Origin of the sequence: Agrobacterium sp. a22-2, from assembly GCF_012276985.1 — a bacterium.
GTDB lineage: Bacteria > Pseudomonadota > Alphaproteobacteria > Rhizobiales > Rhizobiaceae > Allorhizobium.
Map to the genome: position 1 here is coordinate 20,908 of NZ_JAAXMM010000009.1, position 19,746 is coordinate 40,653.

At 62.2% G+C, this 19,746-nt stretch carries 23 protein-coding genes and 1 tRNA gene; 9 read left to right on the plus strand and 15 right to left on the minus strand.

What is annotated here, in order from left to right; translation table 11 throughout:
• Positions 1-38 precede the first annotated feature (38 nt).
• Both HFC70_RS14905 and HFC70_RS14910 read right to left on the minus strand, forming a co-directional pair.
• Positions 39-815 carry a formyl transferase gene (locus tag HFC70_RS14905; RefSeq protein WP_246735807.1) on the minus strand — a complete coding sequence of 259 codons (777 nt, stop codon included), beginning with the start codon at positions 813-815 and terminating at the stop codon, positions 39-41.
• A 14-nt stretch (positions 816-829) separates the two neighbouring features.
• Positions 830-1,477 carry an exopolysaccharide biosynthesis protein gene (locus HFC70_RS14910; RefSeq protein WP_168474063.1) on the minus strand — a complete coding sequence of 216 codons (648 nt, stop codon included), beginning with the start codon at positions 1,475-1,477 and terminating at the stop codon, positions 830-832.
• Between the two features lie 212 nt (positions 1,478-1,689).
• Between HFC70_RS14910 and HFC70_RS14915 the strand changes: the two genes are divergently transcribed.
• On the plus strand, positions 1,690-1,866 hold the full coding sequence (locus tag HFC70_RS14915; protein WP_210259297.1) for an entericidin B signal peptide protein: 177 nt from the start codon (positions 1,690-1,692) through the stop codon (positions 1,864-1,866).
• A 12-nt stretch (positions 1,867-1,878) separates the two neighbouring features.
• On the opposite strand, the gene HFC70_RS14920 is transcribed toward HFC70_RS14915, so the two are convergent.
• Positions 1,879-2,481, minus strand: coding sequence for a DUF1638 domain-containing protein (locus HFC70_RS14920; RefSeq protein WP_168474064.1), 603 nt, complete (start codon positions 2,479-2,481; stop codon positions 1,879-1,881).
• Positions 2,482-2,529: 48 nt separating this feature from the next.
• Here HFC70_RS14920 and HFC70_RS14925 point away from each other — a divergent pair, with 48 nt between their 5' ends.
• Entirely contained in the window at positions 2,530-2,688 is a 159-nt protein-coding gene (locus HFC70_RS14925) for an entericidin (RefSeq protein WP_168474065.1), read from the plus strand.
• Between the two features lie 27 nt (positions 2,689-2,715).
• Positions 2,716-2,874: a hypothetical protein gene (locus HFC70_RS14930; RefSeq protein ID WP_168474066.1), complete on the plus strand. Its 159-nt coding sequence runs from the start codon at positions 2,716-2,718 to the stop codon at positions 2,872-2,874.
• Positions 2,875-2,892: 18 nt separating this feature from the next.
• Here HFC70_RS14930 and HFC70_RS14935 read toward each other — a convergent pair whose 3' ends face one another.
• Entirely contained in the window at positions 2,893-3,594 is a 702-nt protein-coding gene (locus HFC70_RS14935; protein WP_168474067.1) for a B12-binding domain-containing protein, read from the minus strand.
• A gap of 252 nt (positions 3,595-3,846) precedes the next feature.
• Between HFC70_RS14935 and HFC70_RS14940 the strand changes: the two genes are divergently transcribed.
• Positions 3,847-5,415 (plus strand): trimethylamine methyltransferase family protein, encoded by a 1,569-nt coding sequence (locus HFC70_RS14940; RefSeq protein ID WP_168474068.1) that lies wholly within the window; start codon positions 3,847-3,849, stop codon positions 5,413-5,415.
• Positions 5,416-5,516: 101 nt separating this feature from the next.
• A complete protein-coding gene (locus HFC70_RS14945) occupies positions 5,517-6,215 on the plus strand; it encodes a 4Fe-4S dicluster domain-containing protein (protein WP_168474069.1) in 699 nt (232 codons plus the stop codon).
• A gap of 10 nt (positions 6,216-6,225) precedes the next feature.
• On the opposite strand, the gene HFC70_RS14950 is transcribed toward HFC70_RS14945, so the two are convergent.
• On the minus strand, positions 6,226-6,936 hold the full coding sequence (locus HFC70_RS14950; protein WP_168474070.1) for a ParA family protein: 711 nt from the start codon (positions 6,934-6,936) through the stop codon (positions 6,226-6,228).
• A gap of 198 nt (positions 6,937-7,134) precedes the next feature.
• On the opposite strand from HFC70_RS14950, the gene HFC70_RS14955 reads away from it, so the two are divergent.
• Complete coding sequence (locus tag HFC70_RS14955) at positions 7,135-7,884, plus strand: phosphodiester glycosidase family protein (protein ID WP_168474293.1); 750 nt, start codon at positions 7,135-7,137, stop codon at positions 7,882-7,884.
• Between the two features lie 10 nt (positions 7,885-7,894).
• Here the strand turns inward: HFC70_RS14955 and HFC70_RS14960 are convergent, their stop codons facing one another.
• Positions 7,895-8,248 (minus strand): hypothetical protein, encoded by a 354-nt coding sequence (locus HFC70_RS14960; RefSeq protein ID WP_168474071.1) that lies wholly within the window; start codon positions 8,246-8,248, stop codon positions 7,895-7,897.
• Between the two features lie 266 nt (positions 8,249-8,514).
• Between HFC70_RS14960 and HFC70_RS14965 the strand changes: the two genes are divergently transcribed.
• Positions 8,515-9,537, plus strand: a complete 1,023-nt coding sequence (locus HFC70_RS14965; RefSeq protein ID WP_168474072.1) for a glycosyltransferase — start codon at positions 8,515-8,517, stop codon at positions 9,535-9,537.
• A gap of 32 nt (positions 9,538-9,569) precedes the next feature.
• Here the strand turns inward: HFC70_RS14965 and bmt are convergent, their stop codons facing one another.
• The 5 genes from bmt to HFC70_RS14990 all read right to left on the minus strand — a co-directional run bounded on the left by bmt (position 9,570) and on the right by HFC70_RS14990 (position 14,742).
• The gene (gene bmt, locus HFC70_RS14970; protein WP_168474073.1) at positions 9,570-10,589 is read right to left on the minus strand and encodes a betaine--homocysteine S-methyltransferase; all 1,020 of its coding nucleotides are present in this window, start codon (positions 10,587-10,589) and stop codon (positions 9,570-9,572) included.
• 127 nt (positions 10,590-10,716) lie between these two features.
• Positions 10,717-11,769 carry a glycine betaine/L-proline ABC transporter ATP-binding protein gene (locus HFC70_RS14975; protein WP_168474074.1) on the minus strand — a complete coding sequence of 351 codons (1,053 nt, stop codon included), beginning with the start codon at positions 11,767-11,769 and terminating at the stop codon, positions 10,717-10,719.
• A complete protein-coding gene (locus tag HFC70_RS14980) occupies positions 11,762-12,676 on the minus strand; it encodes a proline/glycine betaine ABC transporter permease (RefSeq protein ID WP_168474075.1) in 915 nt (304 codons plus the stop codon). The genes HFC70_RS14975 and HFC70_RS14980 overlap by 8 nt, the downstream gene beginning before the upstream one ends.
• 248 nt (positions 12,677-12,924) lie before the next feature.
• The gene (locus HFC70_RS14985; RefSeq protein WP_168474076.1) at positions 12,925-13,923 is read right to left on the minus strand and encodes an ABC transporter substrate-binding protein; all 999 of its coding nucleotides are present in this window, start codon (positions 13,921-13,923) and stop codon (positions 12,925-12,927) included.
• A 675-nt stretch (positions 13,924-14,598) separates the two neighbouring features.
• The gene (locus HFC70_RS14990) at positions 14,599-14,742 is read right to left on the minus strand and encodes a hypothetical protein (protein WP_168474077.1); all 144 of its coding nucleotides are present in this window, start codon (positions 14,740-14,742) and stop codon (positions 14,599-14,601) included.
• A gap of 245 nt (positions 14,743-14,987) precedes the next feature.
• Here HFC70_RS14990 and HFC70_RS14995 point away from each other — a divergent pair, with 245 nt between their 5' ends.
• Positions 14,988-16,442: a cobyric acid synthase gene (locus tag HFC70_RS14995; RefSeq protein ID WP_168474078.1), complete on the plus strand. Its 1,455-nt coding sequence runs from the start codon at positions 14,988-14,990 to the stop codon at positions 16,440-16,442.
• Positions 16,443-16,495: 53 nt separating this feature from the next.
• Here HFC70_RS14995 and HFC70_RS15000 read toward each other — a convergent pair whose 3' ends face one another.
• From HFC70_RS15000 to HFC70_RS15015, 4 genes are all read right to left on the minus strand, one after another.
• Positions 16,496-17,212, minus strand: a complete 717-nt coding sequence (locus tag HFC70_RS15000; RefSeq protein WP_168474079.1) for a phosphatase PAP2 family protein — start codon at positions 17,210-17,212, stop codon at positions 16,496-16,498.
• Positions 17,213-17,503: 291 nt separating this feature from the next.
• Positions 17,504-17,752, minus strand: a complete 249-nt coding sequence (locus tag HFC70_RS15005; RefSeq protein ID WP_168474080.1) for a hypothetical protein — start codon at positions 17,750-17,752, stop codon at positions 17,504-17,506.
• A gap of 68 nt (positions 17,753-17,820) precedes the next feature.
• Positions 17,821-17,910 (minus strand) — tRNA-Ser (locus HFC70_RS15010).
• A gap of 184 nt (positions 17,911-18,094) precedes the next feature.
• Positions 18,095-18,340 (minus strand): DUF982 domain-containing protein, encoded by a 246-nt coding sequence (locus tag HFC70_RS15015; protein ID WP_168474081.1) that lies wholly within the window; start codon positions 18,338-18,340, stop codon positions 18,095-18,097.
• Between the two features lie 292 nt (positions 18,341-18,632).
• Here HFC70_RS15015 and HFC70_RS15020 point away from each other — a divergent pair, with 292 nt between their 5' ends.
• On the plus strand, positions 18,633-19,682 hold the full coding sequence (locus HFC70_RS15020) for a septal ring lytic transglycosylase RlpA family protein (RefSeq protein WP_168474082.1): 1,050 nt from the start codon (positions 18,633-18,635) through the stop codon (positions 19,680-19,682).
• Positions 19,683-19,746 lie beyond the last annotated feature (64 nt).

Here is a 19,746-nt window from a genome sequence, read left to right on the forward strand (position 1 = left end):
ACGACGTCGCATATGCTGAAATACGACGCGGCGGAGATTTACCAGATTCGCCGGGTCAAACCGACAGAGATCCATGTCCAGAGGGCGGGCGGAAATCTTAAATGCGACGGTCCGGCCGGCATGATCGGCGCAAGGCTGCCGTCGAGCGCATCACCGACGGCGCGCGACACGATGTCGAGGGCGGCGGCCGTCAGAAGCATCGGATAGGTGGAGATGAAGTCGCCTTGGGCGGGGGTGGTTCGCACCTCGTAGAGCGTGCCGCCGGTATCGGTGCCGGCATCGACCAGATGCACGGTGGCGCCGAAATTTTCGCGATCCCCTTCGACCAGCGACCAGTATCCGCCCATCTGGCCGCGATAGGCGGGATTGATGCCGGCATGCAGGTTGAGGACCGAACAGGGTATGGCGGCGAGGGCCTTCCGGCTGAGCAGGCGGGTGGAGACCAGCAGGGTGACGGCGGGTTTCAGATCGGCGATGCGTTGAAGCGTGTCGGCACCATTGATCGAGGCGACCTTGTGCACAGGAATCCGGGGATTGGGATTCGGGTCGACGCGGAAGGTTCTGCAGATCTCATCGATGCGCTTTTGCGCGGCTTTGCGCAGCAGTCGTGCGGCGATCATGGTGGCGAGCTGGCCGGTCGCCTGCAGGACCCCGAGGCGCCGGGCGCGGCGGCGCCAGATCTCGGCCTTGGATTCCGGGCTTTCCTCGATGACGTGCAGGTCGGGATAACGGGCATGGAGCGCGTTGATGACGATGGCCGGGTTTGGGCCGCCGGCGGTCATCACCACCACTCTTTTGTTTATTTCGCTCGCCATATCGACCCGAACCTTCAAAAGACCAGAGAGAACAGGGCGCCGGCCGTGCAGACGATGAAGCCGGCGATGGCGACCGAGAGCAGGCCGACCAGGCAGCCGACGAGGACGCCGGCGCCGTCGCGTTCGGAATGGGCAAAGCCGATGATGGCCAGGGCAAAGGCCGGCGGCCAGTTGCCGAGCGGAATGGGCAGCACGATGATGACGGCGAGGAACAATGCGTAGACGCCGAGGACCCGTTCGGAGACGCGGGTTCCGAGGAACCAGAAGCGCGGCAGGACCCAGGTTTCGGCCCGCTTCAGCCAAGGGCCGATGCGCTTGACGATGAGATCGAAGGTCTGCGGTTCGAAACCGTAGTCGCCGATGCGGCGCGGCAGGTAGACACGGCCGTGCGGCGAGGCGATCATCTGCCAGGCGACGAAGACCAGCGGCAGGCCGAGAATGAACGTGGCGCCGGGCGGCAGCGGTACAAGGTTTGGAAGCGCGAAAACCAGCAGGAAGGCGCCGAAGGAGCGATCCTGCAGGGCGACGGCGATGTCGCGAATGGTGATCCTGGAGGCGGACGTCCGCGACAGGCGGACGAGGAGATCGGACAAATGCTCGGGCGCTTGCGCCTCGTCTGATTTGTCGAAGGAACTGTCAAGCGTTGCCACCCTGTTGGTCATTTCTTGCCTTTTGGATTTTTGTTGACCTGGGATCATCTTGGCGGAGGTCGATTAGAAAGGGCTTAAGTCGGGGCTCGGGGCAAGGGCAATTTCGCCAATAGCGTAAAGGGCCGATTAACGGGCGGACCCGCGTCGCATGTCTGCCTTGATTTCCGCCAAAACCGGTGCGAGGAACGCGATCGTCGATTTTGTTCCATCGGGGAGAAATTTTTATGGTCACCAAGACGTCCACGCTTTCCAAGGGCCTCGCAACCGTTGCCGTGATCGGCGTGTCGCTCATCTCGCTGTCGGGCTGCGGCAATACGATCCGCGGCGTCGGGCGCGATGTCGGCAATGTTGTCGACGCGACGCAGGATGCCGGCCAGAGCGTGGCGAATTCGGTGAAGTGACGCCGTCGGTGATTAGAGGGCCGCGAGTTCGGTCTTGAGGTCGCCATAGCCGGTAAAGCGATATTCGTAGGCAAGCCCCAGAAACGCGGCGGCTTGCCTGGCCTTGTCCTGCAGAACAGGGTCTGCCTCCTGGGAGAGGTAGACCAGTTTGCGGTAGTTTGAAAAATACATGTCGCGCAGTTCTGGATGGCGGTCGAGGCCGAGCGGCTCGACCACGAAGGCCTCGAACTGACGGGCCAGGAAATCGGTCAGGAAAAACGAGGTGAAATCCTCGTCCCAGCGCGCCTCGAAATCGGCGTTTCCGGCAAAGAAGGAATAACAGTGGGGACCGGACAGCCGGGTTATGCCTTCCCGCTCGCAAATGGCGTCGATGGCGCCACCGGTGCCGCAATCGGCGTACCCCACGAAAATCCGTTCCGCACCCTCGGCCCTTGCCTCGGCAATGGCTTTTTCGAGGCCCGGCGCAATCTTTTGCGGATGGGAATGCCAGATGGCGGGCAGGCATTGCAGCGCGACATGATCCATCCGATTGACCCGGACAATGGCCATGATTTCCCGGGCGATGGCGCCGCAGGCGATCACGTGAACCTTTTGCCGAGTTGTGCGTTGTTCCATCGCTAAGCCTTTAAACCAACCGATTGTCGATCAAGGGGTCATTCTACCATGTATGCCAAAAAAATTCCCGCCGCCGCTGTTCTCGTTCTCGCCGTCCTGTCGCTGAGCGCCTGCGGCAATACCATTCGCGGCATGGGCAAGGATACGGCCAATACGGTCGACGCCACGCAGGCCGCCGGCCGCAATGTCGAACAGGCTGCCCAGTAACACTGGACCCAAGGGAGGGGATGAACGATGTCGCTCTCTGTCACCGCCAAATTGAGCGCCGCCTATATCCTGGCGGTGCTTTTGTCCGCAGCCGGACATTCCGCATGGGACGCCGGCCGCTCCACAGAGATGGCCTCGATGGTGCCGGCGGATCTTGCCGCCGGCTCCGGATTGACCGGGCGCTAGACGTCCGGTCTTTTAGCCTCAGGCGCGACCGGCCAGCCGGTTGTGCTTGCGGTTGATGAAGTCCTTCGCCGTTTCGACGGCCACCGCCGCATCGCGACAATAGGCGTCGGCGCCCACGGCCCTGCCGAACTCCTCGTTGAGCGGCGCGCCGCCGACCAGCACGATGTAATCATCGCGCATGCCCTTTTCCTTCAGCGTATCGATGACCACCTTCATATAGGGCATGGTCGTGGTCAGAAGTGCCGACATGCCGAGAATGTCCGGCTTCTCGCGCTCGATGGCTTCCAGATAGTTTTCGACCGGATTGTTGATGCCGAGATCGATGACGTCGAAACCGGCCCCTTCCATCATCATGCCGACCAGGTTCTTGCCGATATCATGGATATCGCCCTTGACGGTGCCGATCACCATCTTGCCCTGCTTCGGGGCGCCGGTGGCGGCCAGCAGGGGGCGCAGAATGGTCATGCCGGCCTTCATGGCATTGGCCGACAGCAGCACTTCCGGAACGAACAGGATGCCGTCGCGGAAGTCGATACCGACGATGCGCATGCCTTCGACCAGAGCCTGGGTCAGAACATCGTAAGGCGTCCAGCCGCGATCGAGCAGGATGCGCGTGCCCTGCTCGATTTCCTCTTTCATGCCGTCGTAGAGGTCATCATGCATCTGCTGCACAAGTTCTTCGTCGGACAGATCTTCGAGAATGATTTCGTCGTCTGACATGATGGTGCTTTCCGATTGGCTCGATCGCGATTCAGTGTCGCAGTCATCAGAGACTGCATGATCAGCAGTTAAACCTCAATATCGCTAAAAACTCTTTTCGATAGCGACGCCGTACCCTTGAAAAGCGACGGTAACGGACCAACGATGTCTGTTCCGTGCAAGTGGTTGGCGCATTAAGGAAGGTTTGAGATCGGAATTCGAATAGCATAGAGACATGACAGAGCGCGGAGAGCGCCAGAGCGAGGAACGACCATGGACGATATCACAGAGCAGTCAGGCGCCGCCGGCCGGCGGTCGCGTGGAGAGGGACGGGGAGCGGCTGCACGGCGCGCCTCGCGGACCGGCGGCGGAGCCGGGCCGTCGCTTCCCTATATCCAGCGCAAGATCGGCGTCTATGAGGTCCTCGATGAGGAAGGGCTGCAACTGATCGAACGCAATGCCGATATCGTGCTCGAAGAAATCGGCATCGAGTTTCGCGACGATGCCGAGGCGCTTGATTTGTGGAAGCAGGCCGGCGCCGATGTGCGCGGCCAGCGCGTGCATTTCCCGAAAGGTCTGTGCCGCGAACTCTTGAAGACCGCGCCGTCGGTTTTCACCTGGCATGCCCGCAATCCGGAGCGCAATGTGCAGATCGGCGGCAATGCCACGGTCTTCGCGCCGGTCTACGGCCCTCCCTTCGTACGCGATCTTGAAGGCGTGCGCCGCTATGCGACGATCGAGGATTTCCGCAATTTCGTGAAGCTGGCCTATATGGCGCCGTCGATCCATTCGTCGGGCGGCACGGTCTGCGAGCCGGTGGATATTCCGGTCAACAAGCGCCATCTCGACATGGTCTACAGCCATATCAAATATTCCGACAAGCCGTTCATGGGCTCGGTGACGGCGCCCGAGCGCGCCGAAGACACGATCGCCATGGCCAAGCTGGTGTTCGGTGACGATTTCGTCGAGAACAACTGCGTGACGCTCAACCTGATCAATGCCAATTCGCCGATGGTGTTCGACGAAACCATGGTCGGGGCACTGAAGGTCTATGCGCGCCACAACCAGGCCAGCGTCGTCTCGCCGTTCATCCTGTCGGGCGCCATGAGCCCGGTGACGGTCGCCGGCACGCTGACGCAGATTCTCGCCGAAGTGCTGGCGGGCGCCTCGTTCACGCAGCTGATCCGCAAGGGTTCGCCGGTGCTGTTCGGCACGTTTGCCGCCTCCATCTCGATGCAGTCGGGGGCGCCGACCTTCGGCACGCCGGAGCCGTCGCTGGTCTCCTACGGCGCGGCGCAGCTGGCGCGTCGTCTCGGCCTGCCGTTCCGCACCGGCGGTTCGCTGTGCGGCTCCAAGGTGCCGGACGCCCAGGCCGCCCATGAAAGCGCCAATACGCTCAACACCACGCTTTTGGCCGGCACGAATTTCGTGCTGCATGCGGCCGGATGGCTCGAAGGCGGTCTGGTGTCGTCCTACGAGAAGTTCATGATCGACCAGGACCAGCTCGGCATGATGCAGAAGATGGCCATGGGCGTCGACCTGTCGGAAGACGGCCAGGCGATGGACGCGATCCGCGAAGTCGGCCCCGGCAGCCACTATCTCGGCTGCTCCCATACCCAGGCCAATTTCCAAACCGCTTTCTACCGTTCGGCGCTGATGGACAACAATTCCTTCGAACAGTGGGAGATCGAAGGCGAGAAGCGCATCGAGGACCGCGCCAATGCGCTGTGCCGCTCATGGCTCGACAGTTACGAAGCGCCGCCGCTCGATCCTGCCATCGACGAGGCGCTGCTCGCCTTTATCAAGGACCGCAAGGATTCGATGCCCGACGCTTTCACCTGAAGGCATCCCGACACCGCCAGGGAGCAAGGCGGCGCGCGACAGGTGGCTGATATGATTCAAGAATCGGTCTGGCGTCCGCACTACAAATACGAGGGGCCGCGATGAGCGGCCTTTCTCTTATTCTCGAGGAGTTGGCACGGGCGTTGGAGCCGCATGGCTTGCTTTTGCGTGGTGTCGTGCCCTTCGAGCCGGGGCAGGGCGGCCCTGACCTTGCCGATGGCAAGCCGGCGCTAACGCTCGTGCTGATCGGCAATGCCGGCGGATCGCTGTGGGAGCCGTTCAGCCGCTGGCGAAAGCTGCAGCCGGATCGCGGCGGCCCGGATCCGCTCGATCGCTGGTCGGCGCAAGTGATAGGCCCGCTGGCCACACGTTATGGCGCGACCGCCTATTTTCCATCCGACCAGCCTTACCAGCCGTTCCAGCAATGGGCGATGCGGGCCGAAGGCCTGAAGGCCTCGCCGCTCGGCATTCTCATTCATCCGCTCTACGGGCTGTGGCATGGCTATCGCGGCGCCCTGGGCTTTGCCGAGGCCCTCGACGGCGGGGCAGAACAGCGACATCAGCCGCAGCCTTGCGAGACATGCATCGGCAAGCCGTGCCTTACGCACTGTCCCGTGGAAGCCGTCGGCATGGAGCGCTTCGATGTAGCGTCTTGCCGGTCGTATCTTTCGAGCGATGAAGGCAAGGCCGGATGCATGGTGAAGGGCTGTGCGGCCCGAAATGCCTGTCCCATCGGGGCGGCCTACCGGTATCCGGCAGGCCAGCTCCGTTTTCACATGCAGGCGCTGAAGCGCCTGTAACAGCTGCGCCTCAGGCGGCCTTGGCCATCACCTGCTTGCGGGCGGCCGGGCGGGCCGCCTTCTGCGGCAGGAGGGCGATCAGTTCGTCGGCGAGCTGGGCAGCGTTTTCGAGTGCCTTGCCGAGATTGCTGACCTCGTCGGGGTTCAGCGCCTGCAGAGCGCCGCCCTTGTCGAAAATGTCGCGATAGGCCGCACGTTCGGCAATCGGCGTCCTGAGGGTCGGAATGGCGCGGCTGGCCAGGAAATCCTTGGCGGCCTGCAGGGCGCGGGTGGTGACGGCGGCGTTGACGCGGGTCAGCACCACCGAATGAGGCACCTGAATGCCGCAGCGGCTGTCCAGTTCCTTCAGCAATTCCAGCACTTCGGCGCCGCCGGCGGCATCCATGGCACAACCCTGAACCGGGATCATCACATGATCGGCAAGGCCGACAGCCTTGGCGAGAAGGGCATCATGGCTGCTCGGCAGATCGATCAGAATATAGCCGCCGCGCTTCTTGGCCTTGGCGGTCATCTCCTCGATCGTCTCTTCGGTCACGCCGGAGGCAACCGAGATCAGCTTGCCGGCGCCGGCAATGGCATGCCAACGGCTGATCCAGCCGCGCGGGTCGGTATCGAGAATGGTGACGCGATTGCCGCGGCGGGCAAGTTCGGAGGCGAGGATGAGGGTCGCCGTGGTTTTTCCGGCGCCGCCCTTGGTATTGGCAAAAGTGATGACTGGCATAACAGTTCCTCTGGAAATCAGTGATCGAGCCTGTTGATCGCTCTTGAAACGGGCAGCGCCGAATCCATGCTGCGTGGGAATGAGTTTTGGCAATTATGGTTAATGAAACGTAAATGGCGGATACTGTTGATTAACACCTGTGGCCGATTGCGAACCGGTCAGCCGCCGCAGGTGTTCGACGAAGAGGCATTGCAGCGTATGATCTTGTTTCGAATTGGTTTTCTGCTGCTTGGCCTGCTTTGTGGCGCTACCGGCGCCCTCGGGGCACCATCGTGTCGCGACCTGGGATTTCGCCAATCACACTATACCGTCTGCCAGTTCGACCCGGCGCGCCAGACGATTCGCATCTACGATCGCAGCCCGGACGGGCAGCCGTTCGGCGGGTTTGATTCGCTGGCCCGGCAGTTGTGGAAGGAGCGCCACACGCTGGTCTTTGCCAGCAATGGCGGCATGTATCACGACGACCTGTCGCCGGTCGGGCTGTTCGTCGAGTATGGGATCGAGCGCCAGCCGATCAGCACTGCCGGCGGTTGGGGAAACTTCCACCTGCTGCCGAACGGCGTGTTTTTCCTGAAAGACGGACGGGCCACCGTCATGGAGACGCAGGCCTATCTGCGGGCAGGGGTGGCGCCGGATTTCGCGACGCAATCAGGCCCGATGCTGGTCATCGACGGCCAGATGCATCCCCGCTTCCTGCCCGACAGCGACAGTCTGAAGCGGCGCAATGCGGTCGGTGTCGATGCGCGGGGCCAGGTGTTTTTCGCAATTTCGCAAGATACGGTGCGGTTCTACGATTTTGCGCTGCTGTTTCGCGACGAACTTCACTGCGCCAATGCGCTTTATCTGGACGGCACGATTTCAAGCGTGATGATTGCCGAGCGTGGCCGGCGCGACGATGTCTTTCGGCTTGGACCTGTTATCGCGGTGATCGGCAATCTGCCGGACTGAATTCCGTGGCTCAGGTGGGAGATTTCGGAAAGGCGCGCTCAAGCCCGCCGGAGCGCGTCAGCCCATCACGGAAGGCCATATAGGCCGGGTGCTGGCTCGAGCGGGCGGCTTCCATCAGGCGGATCTGCAGGCGTGCAGGGGCATGGTTGCCGAGCCACTCGCCGCAGCGTCCGAGCTTTAGCGAATTGAGGAAACGCGATGCGGAGGCGGCGTCGAGATAGACCGCCAGCCCTTCGAGCAGGCGCTCGTCCTGCAGCGGGTTTTCCAAGAGCAGCGCCAGATAGGACTGGTCGGCCTCCTGTAGTCCGGCCAGCTTGTCGGCCACCGTCTTGGCGTCCGGAAAGGATGTCGATGGACTTGTCATGGGGGCCTCCCGTCGCGTTGCAGGTCTATCTCGATTCTGTCATTAGAGCGGGACGGGGAAGGGTGCAAACCTCTTTCCTTCTCGGTCCCGTTGAAAATGATGAAAACCGATCCCGTCCTTCCTTGCCCGCTCATGCCCTGCACCGGGCTAAAAGGTTGACAGAACGGCGAGCAATCCAGAGGTTTATCCAAGGGGCCGGCGATTCGCGGCCTGCCCCGTTATCGATTGGCGGTTGCGATGCTGTCCGTCGCCGCCCGGAGTCAGAAATGCCTGAACTGTCCCTCTGCATGCCGAGCCATCGGAACCTCGAAAACTCCCGCCGCTCGATCGAAAGCGCGGTTGCCTATTGCGAGGCGCGCGATGCCGTGCTGATCGTGTCGGACAATTCGGGCGATGCGCAAAAGCAGGCCGTCCTGAAAGACCTGTCGCCGCGGCTGGTGCTGGTTGATTCCGGGAATGCTAGCGCCATCGAGAACATGGAACGGGCGCTCGATGCGGTGCGCACCACCTTTGTGATGCCGATGGGCGACGACGACGAGATCCGCTTCGATGCGAGCCTGCCGGCCTTCGACCTGGCGTCGCTCGGCTATGACTATATCGGCGTGACGCCGGTCAGCGTGCCGTTCACGACGCGACACGGCGACATGCCGGCCAAGGGCTTTGCGCTGGACTCGAACGATCCCGGCGAGCGCATGAGCGCCTATATGGCCAAGGCGCAAGGCAATAACAGCCTCTATTACAGCATGTATCGCCGCGACGTGTTCGTGTCGCTGGTGCATGCCTTCACGCAGCACCATCCGACCAAGGGCAGCTATTGCGACTGGGCGCTGAGCCAGGCGCTGGTTTCCTATGGCAAGATGGCGCACGATCCGGGCACGACCTTCCGCTACAACATGGACAAATGGGATTCCGCCGGGAAGATCGCCGAAATGTACCAGGCGCTCTATACCGGTGTCGGCCTGCCGGTGGGCTCGGAAAAATTCGAGAACCTGTTGATGTATCTCGATGTGTTTATTCTTTCGACCCGTCCGGGCACGCCTCTGCCGCAGGACCAGCGCCAGAAGCTGGCCCTGTCGATCAATAGCCGGCTGCTCGGCCCGTTCATCAAGCAGGTCGCCAACAATCCGGACAATTTCGACGGAACGGTGCGGCATCTCTCAAGCATGGTGCTTGATGAGCAAGACAGCTTCGGCCAGTTCCAGATCGCCCTTCTGATGGTCGACAAGGTGCAGCCGGGTCTGAAAGACCGCTATGTCGAATTTCTGAAAGCGGTGATGACGCCGGGCTGATCAGGCGCCGGCGTCTATTTCCAATCGAACGATCAGCCGCGACGACGTGTGCGCTTCTCGCGGTTCGATTCGGCCGGCGCTTCGCTGGCCGACTTGTTGCGTAGCGGTCCGATGCGGTCGACGATCGTCTCGATGGTCGGACGCGGGCCGGGCGTATAGCTGTCGAGGGCGGCGCGCATGGCGGCGAGGTGGCCGCAGGAGGTTCCGCAGCAGCCGCCGATGATTTTCGCGCCGGCGTCGCGGGCAAGGCGTGCATAATCAGCCATCAGCGGCGGCGTGCCGGAATAATGGATCTCGGCGCCGCGGAACTCCGGAATGCCGCAATTGCCTTTGACGATGACGGTGGCGGTCGGATCGGCCTGGGTCATGTCGAGCAGGCTGGAGAGAATGTCGGAAGCGCCGACGCCGCAATTGGCACCGACCGCCAGCGGTCCGGCACCGATGTCCTTGGCAACCGCATGGATGTCCTTCGGATCAAGGCCCATCATCGTCTTGCCGGCCGTGTCGAAGGAGCCCGTGTAGACATAGGGCAGGCCGACCTTGGTTGCAGCTTCGGCTGCGGCACGGATTTCGTCGACGGCCGACATGGTCTCGATCCAAGCGACATCGACACCACCGGCCTTCAGGCCTTCCATCTGCTCGACGAAGGCCGAGACGGCATCCTCGTAGGACATGGCACCGAGCGGGATCAGCAATTCGCCGGTCGGGCCGACGGAGCCGCCGACGATGACCTTGCGCGGCGCCTTGTCGGCGACCGAACGGGCGATTTCCGCGGCCTTGCGGTTCATCTCGAACACCCGGTCATCGGCATTGTGCAGCTTCAGGCGATGGCGGGTGCCGCCGAAGGAATTGGTGAGGATGATATCAGCGCCGGCATCGACGAAATCCTGGTGCAGCTTGACGATGCGGTCCGGGTGGTTCTCATTCCACATTTCCGGAGCCTCGCCGGCCTCCAGTCCCATGGCGAACAGATTGGTGCCCGTGGCGCCATCGGCGAGCAGAACACCTTTCTCAGCCAGGAGTTTCGAAAGCGGATTGGAAGCGACGGGCATGGCGATATCCTTTGAAGAACCTTTGCCCAATGATATAAAGACTTCTTTATATGTCTGCAATGCAGAGTGCCAAGAAATCGACCGGAGCGCGCCGATCGGACGCGCCCCGGTCGATTGCAACCGGGTCCTATTCGGCAGCCATCTGTGTGTCGAGATGGCTGGTCGGCGTGACCATGGCGGAAATGATGGCAGAGAGATCGACAAAGCCGACCGGGTTGCCATTGTCGTCGACGACATGGGCCAGTGACTGATTGGCATCGGTCATCGCCTTGGCAGCCGTTTCCAGCACGGTATCGGCAGGCAGGGGAAGACCGCTCGGGGCCGAGGTCAGCGGCTGCATGATGGTCTTGACCTGGATCACCCGGCCGCGGTTCACCTCCTTGACGAAGGCCGAGATGTAATCGTCGGCCGGCGTCAGGACGATTTCCTGGCCGGTGCCCTGCTGCACGACTTTGCCGTCGCGCAGGATGGCGATCTTGTCGCCGAGCCGCAGCGCTTCATCAAGATCGTGGGTGATGAAGACAACGGTCTTCTTCAGCTCTTTCTGCAGGTCCAGTAGGACCGACTGCATGTCGACGCGGATGAGCGGATCGAGCGCCGAATAGGCCTCGTCCATCAGCAGGATATCGGCATCGTTGGTCAGTGCCCGGGCCAGCCCGACGCGCTGCTGCATGCCGCCCGAGAGCTGGTTGGGATAATGGTTCTCGAAGCCGGCCAGGCCGACCCGTTCGATCCAGTACTGTCCCTTCTTCAAACTCTCGTCGCGGCTGATGCCCTGGATGTCGAGGCCGTAGACCGTATTCTCCATGACGGTACGGTGCGGCAGGAGCGCAAACTTCTGGAACACCATGGCGGTCTTGTGCCGACGGAATTCCCGCAACTCGCTCTGATCCATCTTGCAGACATCGACGCCGTCATAGAGGACTTCGCCGGCCGTCGGCTCGATCAGCCGGTTGATGTGGCGGATCAGGGTGGACTTTCCCGACCCCGACAGGCCCATGACGACGGTGATGCCGCCGGCCGGCATGGAGATGGAGATATCCTTCAACCCCAGGACATGGCCGTGCTTCTCGTTCAGTTCGGCCTTCGACAGGCCGTTCTTGACGGCCTCGATATAGCTTTGGCCGGACGGGCCGAAGATCTTGTAGAGTTCGCGGATTTCAATGCCGTGACTAGCCATGGACGACCTCCGAGTGCTTCTGAAGCCGCTTGCCATAGGCCTGGCTGGTGCGGTCGAAGATGATGGCGATGGCGACCAGGGCAAAGCCGTTCAGGAAGCCGATGGTGAAATACTGGTTGGTGATGGCCTGCAGCACGTTCTTGCCGAGACCGCCGACGCCGATCATCGAGGCGACGACGACCATGGCGAGCGACATCATGATGGTCTGGTTGATGCCGGCCATGATGGTGGGCAGCGCCAGCGGGATCTGCACATTCATCAATTTCTGCTGGTTGGACGAGCCGAAGGCGTCTGCCGCTTCGAGAACTTCCTTGTCGACCAGCCGGATGCCGAGATTGGTGAGCCTAATCATCGGCGGCACGGCATAGATCACCACGGCGATCAGGCCCGGAACCTTGCCGATGCCGAAGATCATCACGACGGGGATCAGGTAGACGAAGCTCGGCATGGTCTGCATGACGTCGAGGGCCGGATTGATGACGGCCTGGACCCGGTCGGAGCGCGCCATGAGGATGCCGATCGGTATGCCGATCACGATGGAGATCAGCGTACAGACCGTGACGATGGCCAGCGTGATCATCGTGTCTTCCCAAAGGCCGACGAGGCCGATGACGAGCATGGAGAGCGCCGTGCCGATGGCGATCCGCGTGTTGCGGCTCGTCAGGTAGACGACGGCCACAAGGGCCACGAGAAAGACGATCCACGGCGCATCGACGAACACGTCCTGCAGCCAGTTCAGGAACCATTGCAGCGGCTGCAGCAGGTTATCCAGAAAGTCGCCGTAAGCGCGCACGAAGGCCTTGAAATTGGTGTCGACGGTCAGCTTGAACACGCGCATGTAGCTGTCGTCGATCTTGGGGAAATCGCAGAGGATCTCCGGAATGTAATTGCAGATGCCAGAAGCCATGTCAGTTCCCCTTTTTGAACCCGTTCATTCGGCTGGCGGGTCCGTATGGCTTTCCAGACCTTCTTATGCCACCCCTTTGTTCCGTCTCCAGAACAAGCGGAGACTGCACAGCCCCTTTAAGGGATTTTTCTGCGGGTATGATTTTCTGTCTGCGACCTTATGAGGACGCGACCAGAAGCAGTCGCCTGCCGTGGCAAGCATAAAGGGAAGACGGACCGATGGGTCCGTCTTCCATTATCGTGCAACGATCAGAGGTCGGCCTTGACTTTTTCGGCGACATCCGGGGCGACCCAGGTGGTCCACATGTCAGGAAAGGTTTCGAGGAAGTACTTGGCGGCATCCTCATTGGTGCCCTGGTTCTCGTCCATCCAGGCCAGAACCTTGCCGACCGTCTGGTTGTCCCACTTGCGGACCTTCACGTAATCCATGGCAACGCCGGCGTTTTCAGAGAACCGCTTTGTCACCACCGAGTAGACGTCGGAAACCGGATAGGAATTGACCTTCGGATCCGGGCAATCGGCAACGGCCGTGCAGGCATCCCAGTTGGCCTTGTCGTGCTCGACGCCGAAGCTCAGCTTGACCATCTCGTATTTGCCGAGAATGGCGGTCGGCGCCCAATAGTAGCCGATCCAGCCGGTCTTCTTTTCAAAGGCATTGGCAATGGAGCCATCGAGGCCGGCTGCCGAGCCGGTATCGATCAGTTCGAAGCCCTTGTCCTTGGCGCCGAGTGCCTTGTAGAGGTTGGCGGTCGAAATCTGGCAGTTCCAGCCCGATGGGCAATTGTGCACGGCACCCTTGGACGGATCTTCCGGCGCCGGGAAGAGTTCCGGATGCTTCAGGGCATCTTGAACCGTCTTGATATCAGGATGGGCATCGGCGAGGAATTTCGGGATCCACCAGCCTTCGACGCCGCCGTCGCTGAGCAGCGGAGCGAGCTGGATCAGGCGGCCTTCGGCGATGGCGGCATCCAGGGGCACGCGGACTGAGTTGACCCAGAGTTCCGGTGCCAGATCCGGCTCTCCCTTTTCGTTCATCGAGGCAAAGGTCGGCATGGTGTCGCCGGTGACCATGGTCACCTTGCAACCGTAGCCGCTTTCCAGGATGATCTTGTCGACATAGGCCGCGACGCCGGCCGATGCCCAGTTCATTTCAGCGATGGAGACGTCGCCACAATCGGCGGCCTGCACGGAGCCCGCCAGCGCGAAAACGCCGGTTGCGAAGAGGGTGGAAGCGAGGAGCTTCTTCATGATGATAAGACCTCCCAGTCTTAATCTGCAGCATACAAAGGACGGGATATGCCTGGCACTGCTCTTCCGGGCATTCCAATGGCGAGGTTCAAGAGTCCGATCCGCCGCCGTTCCAAGGGTTCGGCGAACGGGCAATTCGGGCCGGCTGAATTCCGTCTCTTTGAGGACTGCGTAACCCTGTCGCAGCCCTGTCGCGTTTTGTGCCAGCCTTCGCAGCCTAAGGGTTCCAGCACAGAAATCAACCGCCTCCTCGCTGTGGCGCGCACCAGTCCGGCGGTGCAACCCTTTGTAACACCTCGACTTCGAGCATCAATCCGGGCAATTGACCGTGTTGTGGGCTAACGATTGCCTGTTAAAGTCGCAGCAACGGCCAGCGGAACGAAAGGCGCCGAAATGTCACGCCCGAGATGAGACCTTTGGTGTCGCGAACGCGCCAATAGCGGGCGTTGAAATTTTTTTGTCGGAAGAACGATTATTTTTGCATTTTTCCCGCTGCCGGGGCGAGACGGCATGCCGACCGAGTGTCGGAGGCCCGAAAAATGGGCCGCGGCAATCGCAGCGACCCGGCCGGATCGCGTTCAGGACGATACCGGGGATGTGTCGCCTGCCGCATTCCGGCAGGCCTGTTTTCGGCGTTTTAGGCCAAGAACTGTGTGTGGCCGACCGGCCGGAGGATCAGCCGGCGCTCCAGGTGCGGATGAAACGCGTGTTGCCAAGACGCGGGAAGAGCTGCTCCGTGCGGCTCTCGCGAACATTCTTCGGGGTCTTGGAATCCCAGGCGATCTGCAGGCTATTGTTCTGGCTGAAAATATAGAGCATTGGGTGTTTCCTTGGTGCCGGCTCTTTGGCGAGCCGATCGGTTGATTTCGACGTGGAGATAATCCTATTCGGGCCGCTCCGCCATGGCGGAAGTCGTCATGGAATGTCGCATTTTGACGATGCGACAAACCGCCATGGGAAACGGCTCATGCATGTCGGAAAACGATGGCGCATCAGGCTTGAATCGCGGCAAGAAGACGGCAAAACAGTGGTTTTCGAAAGAGCGTCTTGAAGGAGATTGCGACATGACAAAAACCGTCATGCTTCAGGGCACCGGCTCGGATGTCGGAAAGACGATACTGGTGGCCGGGCTCTGCCGGCTGGCCGCCAACCGCGGCCTGACGGTGCGGCCGTTCAAGCCGCAGAACATGTCGAACAATGCCGCCGTGGCCGATGACGGCGGCGAGATCGGCCGGGCGCAATGGCTGCAGGCCATGGCGGCGCGCGTCCGCTCCAGCGTGCACATGAACCCGGTGCTGTTGAAGCCGCAGAGCGAAACGGGCAGCCAGATCATCCTGCAGGGGCGGGTGTGGGGCCAGGCGGCCGGCCGCGACTACCAGCGGCTGAAGCCGCAACTGCTGGAGGCGGTTCTCGAGAGTTTCGAGGAGGTCAAACGCGGCGCCGACCTGGTGATCGTCGAGGGTGCCGGATCGCCGGCGGAAATCAACCTGCGCGCCGGCGATATCGCCAATATGGGATTTGCGACGCGGGCCGGCGTGCCGGTGGTGCTGGTCGGCGATATCGACCGCGGCGGGGTGATCGCCTCGCTGGTCGGCACCCATGCCGTTCTGTCGCAGCCGGACCGGCAGATGATCCGCGGCTATATCATCAACAAGTTCCGCGGCGATGTCTCGCTGTTTTCAGACGGCATAACGGCGGTTGGCGCCCATACCGGCTGGCCCTGTTTCGGCGTCGTGCCGTGGCTCAAATCGGCGGCGCGACTGCCGGCCGAGGATTCCGTGGCGCTGGAGCGGCTGGTGAGGTCCTCGGCGGGCGCCGTCAAGATCGCCGTGCCGGTTCTGTCGCGCATCGCCAATTTCGACGATTTCGATCCGCTGGCGGCCGAGCCCTCGGTGGACCTGGTGTTCGTCCGGCCGGGCGAGCCTTTGCCGGCGGACGCCGCGCTGATCATCCTGCCGGGATCGAAATCGACGATCGGCGACCTGGAGGATTTTCGGCGCAATCGCTGGGACCGGGATCTCAGCCAGCATATGCGGCGCGGCGGCCGGGTAATCGGCATCTGCGGCGGCTACCAGATGCTCGGCCGGGTGGTCGACGATCCGCTCGGGCTGGAGGGCAGCGCCCGCTCGGTCGACGGGCTGGGGCTGCTCGACGTCGAGACGCAGATGGCGCCGGAAAAGACGGTGCGCAACAGCCGGGCGCACTCGCTGGAATACGATGTGGCGCTGTCGGGCTACGAGATTCATCTGGGCGTGACGCGCGGGCCGGATTGCCTGCGGCCGGCGATCAGCATCGACGGGCGGGCCGATGGTGCCGTGTCGGTCGACGGGCGGGTGATGGGCACCTATCTGCACGGGCTGTTTGCCAATGACGCCTATCGGGCGGCGCTGCTCAGGCAATTCGGGGTGGAACAGGCGGGCGAAAATTATCGCGACGGCGTCGATGCGGCGCTGGACGGGGTGGCCGCCGAGCTGGAGGCCGTGCTGGACAAGACCTGGTTGGACGATCTGATGGGGTAGGGGAGCGGCGACGGGCGCAAGCCCCGGCATGCGTCAAAGGACTACCTCGTCGCTTAAGCCTCCGGCTCGCCATTGCCCGGTGTGCGGCGGCCGAACAGGGTCTCGGCGACCAGCCAGAAGGTCAGCGCCCAGGCGGCACCCGCCACCCAGCCGGCGAGCACGTCGGTCGGCCAATGGACGCCGAGATAGATGCGGCTGATGCCGATCAGCAGCGTCAAGATCACGCCGACCGAGAAGACGAAGATGCGCAGCCGCCAGCTCGACTGGGCGCGGGCCACCAGCGCGCCGAGCGTCAGATAGGCCACCGCCGACATCATCGCATGGCCGCTTGGAAAACTGAGCGTCTGCACCTCGACCAGATGCGGCACCACATCCGGGCGCGCCCGCTCGAAGACATATTTCAACAGCGACGAGACGAGCGAGCCGAGCGCAATGGCGATCGCCACCAGCACGCCCGAGCGGTATTTGCCGGCGGCCACCAGATAGGCCGTGGTCAGAACGGTCATCAGGGTGATGACGGTAAAGCCGCCGAGACTGGTGATGTCGCGAAAGGCCGATTCCAGCCATGCAGGTCCGATGGGCAGGCTGAGATCGCTGGGCGACCGCAGAGAAAGCAGGATCACCCGGTCGAAGGCGTGACTTTCCTTTTCGAGCACGTCTTCGGCGACCGCGACGAACAGGAAGACCAGACCGGCCAGGCCGATGAGCGCGCTGAGGATTCGGGGCTCGATCCGTCGGGCTAAGCTTTTGAGGGGCAATCTATAGGGCATCGAACCTCTTCGGGATTTTGTCGCGTGTCGCCCATATAAGGAGGACGGACATGGCTTTCCAGCGGGCCGGAGCCGCTGTCGCCTCGATGCGCACCCGTCGACAAGGAGCGACATAGAGCGGCCACGTTGTTTCGCGGCAGCAGGAGAGACGTCAATCAACCTGCCCGACCCCGTCCTATAGATGACGGCAGCCGCGCCCAGAGGGGCTTGTGTCAGATTTTGTCGCGAAGGGAAACCACGGATCTCAGCCGGCGCCGACGTTTTCTACGGCGGCGCCGGTTTATCCCGCGATTAGCGCCGGGATCGGACACGAAGGGCTTCGATCAGCCGGTGAACCTTTTCGGTGCCATAGACGATATCTTCGCGCGGCAGATGCACGGTGATCTCGATGTCGTTCCAGCGCCCGCCGTTTTCGCGGGCATAGATGACCGCGGCGCGCAGCGAGCGGACCTGCACCGCCGGTGTGTCGGGGGTCCAGAATTGCACCGAGCAATCGACTTCGGCAAATTCGGTGAAAGCCTTGATAGGATCCAGAGCCATCTCGGCCTCCTTGTGGCGATTGCGCCCGCCGGCATGGGTGAAAACATAGCGGTCTTGACGAGATTGTTTGGCGGAAGAGGTGGGATTCGAACCCACGGTACGGTTTCCCGCACGCCGGTTTTCAAGACCGGTTCCTTAAACCACTCGGACACTCTTCCGTATCGTCGATCCCTAGTCTTTCCGCATCGGTGCAGGGCAAGTCTTGCCGGAACCGCGGGAGAGACCGCAAATCGTGGTTTGCTGGCTTTATAGCCTTTGGGATTGCAGCGTCAACAGGTTCCGCGCGGTCTTGCTTCGCCTCGACGCCTCTGGGCGAACCCGTCGAAGGCGCGGGCGGGCGGTTCAGGCGCTGACCAGGATATTGGCCTCGACTGCGGCGTCGATGAAGGCCTTGCGGGCGTCTTCGGGCTTCTGCTTTCCGGCATCCACGGCGGCGCAGACGGCAAGGGCGCGGTCGAGCGCCGTGCCGTCTTCCATCGGCCAGTCCTCGATCAGGGCCCAGGCGGCGGCCTGGGTGGTGTCGATCTTCGTTTCGCTCGGTGTCTCGCCGATCAGCACGGTGACGGGCTTGGACCAGGGTGTATTCATGGGCGGAGGGTTCCCGTGTTCGGATTTCCTGCTCCATATACCGTTTCCGTCGACCTGGCGAGGCCGGGCCAGGCGGGAGCGGACGGTTCCCGACACCTGGTTTGCTTCGCGCAAGATTAACTCTTTAGTAACCATACAAGAGCTTGGATGAATTGCATGTTGCGCATATTCGCAATTTCGCCATTTTGTGGGATTGCTATGGGAGTGTGACATGCTTCACGCCAGGGGACAGGATTTTGAAGCTTGAATTCCAGACATCGTTGCACGCCCAGGTCGGATCTTGTTGATAACCATGCGTAAGCCGACCTTGAAAGCGTGCCGTGCATCGCTCACTGTCAGCGCCAGACTGGCGGTTGTCGCCGTGCTCGGCGTCAGTGCGGCTGCGTGCACCTCGACGACCCATGCCAGCAAGTCGGGCAGCCGGTCCAAGGAATATTTCGCCGAATCCGAATATGGGGTGAAGGCGAGCCCGCGGGTGACCACCTCTGGCGCCGTGCCGAAAGGCGGCGGGCGCGCCATGGTCGGCAAACCCTATCAGGTGCGCGGCAAGACCTATGTGCCGAAACTCAATCCCGATTACGACAAGACCGGCTATGCCTCCTGGTATGGTTCGGCCTTTCACGGACGCCGCACCGCCAATGGCGAGGTCTATGACCAATACCACCTGTCGGCGGCCCATCCGACCATGCCGCTGCCGAGCTACGCGCGGGTGACCAACCAGGATACCGGCGCCTCGGTGATCGTGCGGGTCAACGATCGCGGACCGTTCCATTCCGATCGCATCATCGACGTCTCCGACAAGACGGCCGAAATGCTCGACATGAAGGCCCACGGCACGGCCAAGGTGCGGGTGCAATATGTCGGGCCAGCCGACATGAGCGGTCACGACATGCCGTTCCTGATGGCGTCTTATGTCGCCAAGGGCAGCCGCTTCCCGCAGACCTTGCCGGAAGGCCAGATCGCCAGCGGCGTGATGGTGGCCTCCGCCGGCCCCGTGCAGATGCCGGCGCAGACGTTCGAAGCCCAGAGTGCCGCATTGCCCGGCGTCGCGACGTCGGCCGTGCCCAGTTCGACCATGGCCCTGCAGGCAACGCCGACGCAGAGCCCCGCCTTCGACGCCATCACGCAATTCGTCGTGCTGCCGGAATTCGGGCCGATGTTGATCGAACGGCCGATCGAGGGACCGGGCGGGCGGCAAGGCGGCGCCAGCTATGCCTCGGCCTATATCGATCCCGGTTCCATTTCGTCCGATGGCCTTGCCTTCGACGCCATTCTGGTGCGCAATGACGGCCTGACGCCGGCTGCGATTCTCCATTCAGCCAAGCGCCGCGCCGCCGACTGACCTGTCGCTGCGGCGCGCGGACGACCAGGGCGAGGGAAGGGCGGATTGTTTGCGCAGGGGTTTG